Here is a 7,054-nt window from a genome sequence, read left to right on the forward strand (position 1 = left end):
GGTGCAGATCTCGCAATCCACACCGAACCCGGAAGCCCTTCCTTATGCCAAACCGATCAACCCCTGTACCTAACCTCCGTGGTCAGTACACCTAGCGGACGCTTCAGCCTGGATTCGTACTGTGCGAGCGTTCCCCAGGCTCGTCACCCATCCCGCCAGGATCGCTGTCCCACCTGTCAAGATCGCAACCCACATCGCGCTGTCCACGCGACCTCCTGGTCAAGGTTGGCGCGCTTGCTGAAGCTTGCTGGTTAGCCGCGAAAGGCCTTAGATAACCGTTGCTCCTATTACGTATCCACCATCGCTGTTCCGTGGCGCCCAAACCAGGGCGATCTCGAGGTAGCGGCCTGTCGTGGTCGAAGCGAGCCGGGGAGCGTACGCGTCCCCGAGAAGAGTGGGCACGGCCGCCAGAGAACTCACGAGTCTGTGGATGACCCGGGAAATCGCTTAAAGATCACCTCGGATAGACTCCGCAATCAAGGCCTTACGGAGTCTGCATTCAGCTGCTTCCGGAGACCCGCCCTAGAGCCCGAGAAGCAAAGACCTGCGGCCGACAAGCCGCCGATCAGAGCCCAGTACTGTAACTACTGCCACATGTCAAGCAACGTTCGAGTGACTTGTTCGGTAGCACAGCATTGCTGGTCAACTATCGCAAGAGGGCGCTAATTTCCGCACATGACAACAAGGAGCAGGAGCAAAGGGAAGACTGGTCCAGCTAGGTATTGGGGTTTCGTCCCCTTTGCTGCCCTTATCGCTGCTGTGGCAGGCTGGATTCCCGAGGTTGCCCCCGTCATGATCCTTAGCTTGGCCGCCCTGTCCAGCTATTTCTTCGTCTTTCGAATGCCGGTGTGGTGTGGCGCCGTTAACCGTGACGGAACATCCTGCCGTGAAAACGCATACGGCTTGCTTCTCGGCTGCCACCGACGCCAGCACAAGTGGCAGAAGGTAAAAATGCGGTTCGCCCGCACCAAGTGGGCCAAGATGAACCGCGGCCTCTGGACCCAACCGCGCGAGTCCCTGGCAACCATTGGGGCCGTTGTTGCGGTCCTGGGGGGAGTGGCTGCTTTCGTGCCTCTCCCCTGGATGCCGAAGTGACCAGACGGATGCGCCGGCACGTCGAAGTGTTGGTCGGCTGGGCGCGCGGTGATGGCCTGGTAGGCCCGAATCAAGCTGATTGTTGCGGTGATCTGAGCGCGTGGGCGGCGCTGGCCGCGATCGGCCGAAAAGCCGCAGCGCGGCCAGCGACCGCCCGACGCGCGCCAGCCGCCGTAGGCAGGCGGCCTTGAAGACGTAGAGAAAGTTCTCATTCACCGGGATCAGGCTCAGGCTGGCTGACGAAGCTGCCCAAGCCGCGGACGGTGTAGATGGCGCCCTCCTCGCGGAGAGCACGCATGACCTTGTGTGCCGTCATGCGAGCGATGCCGAACTCTTGCATCAGATCGTTCTCGCTCGGCACGCGTGATCCAGGTCGATAGATTCCGTCCGCGATGCGCTGCCGGATCACCGCGGCGACCTGCTGCCACCTGGGCTGATCCTCACGGAACTCGATCATGGATCCACTGTAGGAACCTGCGATCTCCCACCGTTCTCCGGATGGCCCTATAGAGCCCTATAGACAACCATGATGCACATTGCTTAACCTGGAGAAATGGCGTCGGTGAGCGAAGGTCTGGAGCTCCTCCGGGTGGAGTTCCCCGCGTGGTCCGTGTTCCGCAGCGATGTGGGGTCGCTCTATGCGACCCGGCGCGGCATCTCGCTCACCGACGCCGACATCAACAACGGCCTCCACCAAACCGTCGCCGCCGACGACTTCGGCGCCATGGCACGCCTCCTCCGCCGGCAAGAGGGTCTCACCGATGGCTGAGTACGACGGCTACCACGGCATTCACACGGCTGTCGGCTGGCCGACCGCCACGCTCATCACCTGGTATCCGGTGACCCCGCGCGCTGCCTACCTCCGAGTACGGGCAACCACCTGCCAGTGCTCGCAGATCTTCTATGAGTTCTGCATCGGCGGCGGCCTGTACTTCATCCGCCGCTACGACCGGACTGGCGCCCGAACGACGCTCACGGAAACCGAGTGGCGGCATCGACGACTCATGGAAGAGCTGTGGCAACGCATCCTCAACGGGGAAGCGAGGTGACGGACAGACCGCACCCCTAGTCGACACGCACAACTTCAAAGACACAGATCCGCAGGTCAGAGCCAGACCTGCGCTTCAGCACGCCTGTCCACTGGCAGTTTTTCTGCCAGTGGCCTACATCACCCGCCTTATCGTCGAAGCTGACGACGACGAGAAGGAGGGCGGGTACGTGGCAACCGAGCACCTCACCCAAGGCCAGCGCATCGCGCGGGCACGTCACCGGAAGGGCTGGGACCAGGCCACGCTAGCCGAGAAGATCGGCCGCTCCGTCTCGTGGTTGTCGAAGGTCGAGAACGGACGCATGCCCCTGGACCGGATGAGCATCGTGGGCCAGCTCGCCGAAGTCCTCGGGGTAGAGGTGGCCGAACTGACCGGCCAGCCGTACCGGCACGAGACGACAGAACTCGACTCCGGCCACGCGGCGATCCCCGGCCTGCGGCTCGCACTCCAGCAAGCCACCATGCCTGGCGGCGCCGCGCTTCTGGCCGGCCGACAGCCGCGGAGCCTCGAAGAGCTGGAGGCGCACGTCCGACTTGCCGAGCAACTGCGGCAGGACGCCAAGTTCACCGCACTCGGCGACGTACTCCCGGGCATCATCACCGACCTGACCGTGATCTGTGCCGACACGACCGCGGACCACGACCGGGCCGAAGCGCTGATGCTGCGCGCATGCCACATGGCGCGCGTGTCCTCGAACCTCCTGGGTCACCACGACCTCGGATGGACCGCGGTACAGCGGGAGCTCGTCGCAGCACAACAGGTCGGCTCCCCCAGCCTCGTCGCCGCCGCAAGCTGGGACCTGTGCGGCGTCTGGCTGCACGAGGCCGCGTTGGACCCGGCGAAGAACGCGGCGCTGTCCGCCCTCGACCAGATCGACGCGCACGTGGGCGCGGACGACACGGTCAAGGCGATGTGGGGCGCGCTGCACCTGCGGGCCGCCGTCGCGTACTCCCGGCTGTGGCGACAGACCGAAGCCGAGAGCCACCTGGAGGAAGCTCGACGCGTAGCCGAGCACCTCCCCCGAGACGGGAACGCCTTCCAGACCCAGTTCAACCGGGTCAACACCACCATTCACGCCGTAGAAGTCAGCATGGAGCTGGGGCGGCCCCGTGACGTGATCACGCGGGCGGAACAGGTAGAGATCGCCGAAATCGCCTCCTCAGAGAGGCAGGCGCACTATTGGACCTGCACAGCAGCGGGATACCACATGAATCGCAAAGATGATGAGGCGGTGGACGCGCTTCTCCGCGCGGACCGCGTTGCACCTCAGCACGTCCGCAACCGCCCCTTGGTCCGCAACATCGTGCGTGACCTCCGTGACAGCGGGCGGCTCCTTCGCCACCGCGAGGTGTCCAACCTCGCCCGGGTGATGAGGCTGCCGTAACCAGCGATATCCGGTGGGCCTATCCGCGCAAAGGCTCCCCATGCACGTCAGGTACCCGGCCTAACCGAATGGGGTAGTACTGGTGGGTCTCAGTGAGATCGAGCGGGAGATCTTGTTGCGTGAGCTCGCGGAGCTGGCGTTCGACCTGGCCGCCCTTCAACGGCGCGCGGTCGAGATCACTTCTCGGGTTGAGTCCGAGCGTCTAGCTCATCCAGCCTGACCGTCAGCTTCGCCATGTGCTGACGGATCTCTCGGAGCTGCTCCGAGAGGATGCGGAACTCCTCGCTGTGTTCCTCGGCGTGAGGGGCGACGTCGTCACCGTCGGGGGTCCGGATGACAAAGCTTCCGGCCCCCTGGCGGGTCTCGATGAGCCCGTCGTCACGCAGCACGCCGAGCGCGTTCCCGATGGTCATCATGGCCACGCCGTACTGCTCGGCCAGCTCGCGCGCTACGGGGAGCTGCTCCCCTACGGCATACCGCCCGGACGCGATCTCGCGCCTGATGTCCTCGGCGATCCGGAGGTACGGCCGGCGCCGGTCGGTAGCTGCCATAACGGCAGGATAGCGGTTCTAGATGCCTAGGTCTCTGGGCAAGTTGTAAGGATCTCTGGAAGCAACACAGCTCTATCGGTTTACAAATCTAGATACCTAGGTATCTTTATAACTAGGACACCACCTCTGAAGGAGATCAAGCAATGCGCACCGTCCCCATCCCCGTCGACACCTCCAAGCTCGTCATCACCTGCGTCAAGGCGGCCAAGCCGCGCCTGCTCAACAAGGACACCGGCGAGATCAAGACCGACAAGAACGGCCAGACCGTGTTCGAGGTCATGGTCTCGGTGGAGGACGAGTTCGGCCGGATCGAACTCGTCAAGATCGGTATCGCGGGCGAACCTCCGGTCGCCGCCGGACAGCGTCTCAACCCGGTCGGTCTTCTCGGCTACGTCTGGGAGATCGCCGGCCGGTGGGGCATCGCCTACCGCGCCTCCGCCCTCCTCCCTGCGCCCGGGGAGGACGTCCATGTCTGACCCACTGATAGTGCTCGCCACCCTGGCCGCTGCGGCGGCCGGGCTGTGGGCCTGGCACCGCTGGCACTACCGCTCCTTCTGGTACGTGGTCGGTTACCCGCTGACCGCGATCACCATCCGCGCCACCTGGCGCAAGATCGCCCTCGGCTGTGGCCTGACGAAGAAGCGGCAGCGCTGGTGGTTCACCACCGTCCCCGGCCTCGTCTCCTCGACTGGCGTCGTCCGCGTGAAGCGCCGTTTCCAGCGGGTCGCCGTCGACACCAAACCCTGGATGTGGCTCCCCAAGCCCACGCGGTACGGCTGGCGCGTCACCCTCCACACCCTGGAGGGCCAGATCCCCGCCGACTATGCCGACGCCGCCGAGCGCCTCGCCCACTCCTGGGGCGTTCACGCCGTGCGAGTCTCCTCCCCTCGCCCCGGCCGCGTCGTCCTGGCCGCCACCGTCCGCGACCCCCTCAACCGCGTCGACACCCTCCCGGCCTCCCCCGAACTCCTGAAGATCATCGTCGGACGCCTGGAGACCGGTGGCCCCTGGGTCCTCGACTTCATGACCGTCCCCCACTGGATGAACGCCGGTGCCACCCAGTCCGGCAAATCCAACCTGGCCAACGCCCTCGTCCATGGACTGGCACCACAGCGCGTCGCCCTGGTCGGCTTCGACCTCAAGGGCGGTGTGGAGTTCACCCCGTACAGTCCGCGCCTGTCAGCGCTCGCCACCACCCGCAAAGAGTCCGTCGTCCTGCTCGAAGACCTCGAAGAGCTGATGGCCGACCGCATGACGCTCTGCCGTACAACAGGCACCCGCAACATCTGGCAACTCCCGGAAGCCGAACGGCCCGTTCCCATCGTGGTCCTGATCGACGAACTCGCCGAGCTCTACCTGATGGCCGACAAGTCCGAGAAGGACGAGGTCGCCCGCACGTCGACCGCTCTCCTGAGAGTCGCCCAGCTCGGACGAGCCTTCGGCATCTACCTGTTCTGCTGCGGCCAGCGCATCGGCTCCGACCTCGGCCCCGGCGTCACGGCACTACGCGCCCAATGCTCAGGCCGCATCTGCCACCGCGTCAACGACCCCGAGACAGCCAACATGACCCTCGGCGACCTGGACCCGGCCGCGCTCGCATCCGCCCGAGCCATCCCCGCCGAGACCCCAGGCGTCGCCATCGTCGCCTCCCAGGACGGCCAGTGGTACCGCGCCCGCTCCTTCTACGTCAGCGAGCAAGCCGCCGAAGAAGCGGCCCGCACCTGGACCCACCAAGCGCCGTCCTGGGACGAGATCACCAGCGCCACCCTTCTCCACGCCATCCCCGAGCCTCGGGAGGGCTGACCACCATGCGACGCCTAGCCGCCTGGCTGCTCGACACCGGCCCCGTCCTCGTCCTGGCCCTCATCGCGGGCGCCGGTTCCTTCACCCACATCCGCGACACCGCCACCGACCACGGACAAACCGGCTGGATGGCCTGGGCGGTCGCCGTGTGCGTCGACCTCACGTGCGTCATGGCCGCCCGTGAACGCCAGCGCGACAAGCACGCCGGTCGGGTACGGCGGGGCCTCGCCTCCTGGCCGACGCTCGTCCTGGTCGGCGGAATCGTTCTGTCCCTGGCCGCCAACCTCCAGCAGGCCGAGCCGACCGTCTGGGGCTGGCTGACCGCCGCGACGCCGGCGGCCGCGTTCCTGGTGGCGGTATCGATGCTCGAACGCCGTGCATCGGCGCGACGTCCTGAGGACGTCCCCGAGACGTCCCCGGACTTGGCCACAACGTCCGTCCACGTCCCAGACCGTCCCGAACTCGTCCCCGCTGACGACTCGCCCTCTGGCAGCGGCCCCGCTCCCGCCCTCGTCGACTACGCACGCCGCGTCGCCGATGAACACCGCGCCAAGCACGGCGAACCCATCACCCGCGAGCTCCTCCGCGCCCGCCTCGGCGTGTCAGACCAACTCGCCTCAGACCTCCTCCACACCCTCCCAACCACCTGAAAGGCAACTTCCATGAACGACCACCGAACCGCCCTCATCACCGGACTCGTCGAGCTGGCCGCCTTCCTGGAGGCCAATCCCGACATCCCGACGCCCAGCGGATCACTCACGGTCCACCACTTCCCCGAGAAGGCCAGCGACGCCGAGATGAGCGCGGAGGTCGATCGCATCGCCGACCTCCTGGGTAGCGAGATCGACCCCCAGCACCGTCCCCACGGCCACTACTGCACCGGCATCAGCTTCGGCCCGATCCGCTTCCAGACCACCGCCATCCTGGCCGACGCCCGAGCACGTCACGCAGCCGAAAACAGCTACCGAGACTGCGTCGTCCCCAACGGCCGGTGCTGCACTTGCAACGGCTCGGGCCTCGACAACGACCACGAGACCTGCCGCGACTGCGAGGGCTCCGGCATCGACAACCACGGCGCCTAGGAGCTGTTTCTTAGATCAGGTGCGGAGCCAGATGGCCAGCGCTGCCAGGGTGACGGTGCCGTGGAAGATGTAGGCGCGTTTGTCGTATCG

Annotated in this window: 10 protein-coding genes; 8 read left to right on the forward strand and 2 right to left on the reverse strand. The window is 65.8% G+C overall.

Going from position 1 to position 7,054, the window contains the following annotated elements:
* The first annotated feature begins 804 nt into the window (after positions 1-804).
* A complete protein-coding gene (locus ACFWYW_RS58605) occupies positions 805-1,095 on the forward strand; it encodes a hypothetical protein (protein ID WP_379627895.1) in 291 nt (96 codons plus the stop codon).
* A 208-nt stretch (positions 1,096-1,303) separates the two neighbouring features.
* Here the strand turns inward: ACFWYW_RS58605 and ACFWYW_RS58610 are convergent, their stop codons facing one another.
* Complete coding sequence (locus ACFWYW_RS58610) at positions 1,304-1,552, reverse strand: GntR family transcriptional regulator (RefSeq protein WP_379627898.1); 249 nt, start codon at positions 1,550-1,552, stop codon at positions 1,304-1,306.
* Positions 1,553-1,648: 96 nt separating this feature from the next.
* On the opposite strand from ACFWYW_RS58610, the gene ACFWYW_RS58615 reads away from it, so the two are divergent.
* From ACFWYW_RS58615 to ACFWYW_RS58625, 3 genes are all read left to right on the forward strand, one after another.
* A complete protein-coding gene (locus tag ACFWYW_RS58615) occupies positions 1,649-1,864 on the forward strand; it encodes a hypothetical protein (RefSeq protein WP_379627900.1) in 216 nt (71 codons plus the stop codon).
* On the forward strand, positions 1,857-2,144 hold the full coding sequence (locus ACFWYW_RS58620) for a hypothetical protein (RefSeq protein ID WP_379627902.1): 288 nt from the start codon (positions 1,857-1,859) through the stop codon (positions 2,142-2,144). Before ACFWYW_RS58615 ends, ACFWYW_RS58620 begins: the two co-directional genes overlap by 8 nt.
* 109 nt (positions 2,145-2,253) lie before the next feature.
* Positions 2,254-3,528 (forward strand): multiprotein-bridging factor 1 family protein, encoded by a 1,275-nt coding sequence (locus ACFWYW_RS58625; RefSeq protein WP_379627904.1) that lies wholly within the window; start codon positions 2,254-2,256, stop codon positions 3,526-3,528.
* A gap of 176 nt (positions 3,529-3,704) precedes the next feature.
* Here the strand turns inward: ACFWYW_RS58625 and ACFWYW_RS58630 are convergent, their stop codons facing one another.
* Entirely contained in the window at positions 3,705-4,079 is a 375-nt protein-coding gene (locus ACFWYW_RS58630; RefSeq protein ID WP_379627906.1) for a GntR family transcriptional regulator, read from the reverse strand.
* A gap of 143 nt (positions 4,080-4,222) precedes the next feature.
* Between ACFWYW_RS58630 and ACFWYW_RS58635 the strand changes: the two genes are divergently transcribed.
* The 4 genes from ACFWYW_RS58635 to ACFWYW_RS58650 are packed head-to-tail and all read left to right on the forward strand — an operon-like array spanning position 4,223 to position 6,964.
* Positions 4,223-4,555, forward strand: coding sequence for a hypothetical protein (locus tag ACFWYW_RS58635; RefSeq protein ID WP_379627908.1), 333 nt, complete (start codon positions 4,223-4,225; stop codon positions 4,553-4,555).
* Positions 4,548-5,882, forward strand: a complete 1,335-nt coding sequence (locus tag ACFWYW_RS58640; protein WP_379627910.1) for an FtsK/SpoIIIE domain-containing protein — start codon at positions 4,548-4,550, stop codon at positions 5,880-5,882. Before ACFWYW_RS58635 ends, ACFWYW_RS58640 begins: the two co-directional genes overlap by 8 nt.
* Before the next feature lie 5 nt (positions 5,883-5,887).
* Positions 5,888-6,532 carry a DUF2637 domain-containing protein gene (locus ACFWYW_RS58645; RefSeq protein ID WP_379627912.1) on the forward strand — a complete coding sequence of 215 codons (645 nt, stop codon included), beginning with the start codon at positions 5,888-5,890 and terminating at the stop codon, positions 6,530-6,532.
* Positions 6,533-6,544: 12 nt separating this feature from the next.
* Positions 6,545-6,964, forward strand: coding sequence for a hypothetical protein (locus ACFWYW_RS58650; protein WP_379627914.1), 420 nt, complete (start codon positions 6,545-6,547; stop codon positions 6,962-6,964).
* Positions 6,965-7,054: the final 90 nt, after the last annotated feature.

Origin of the sequence: Nonomuraea sp. NPDC059023, from assembly GCF_042740095.1 — a bacterium.
Taxonomy (GTDB): domain Bacteria; phylum Actinomycetota; class Actinomycetes; order Streptosporangiales; family Streptosporangiaceae; genus Nonomuraea.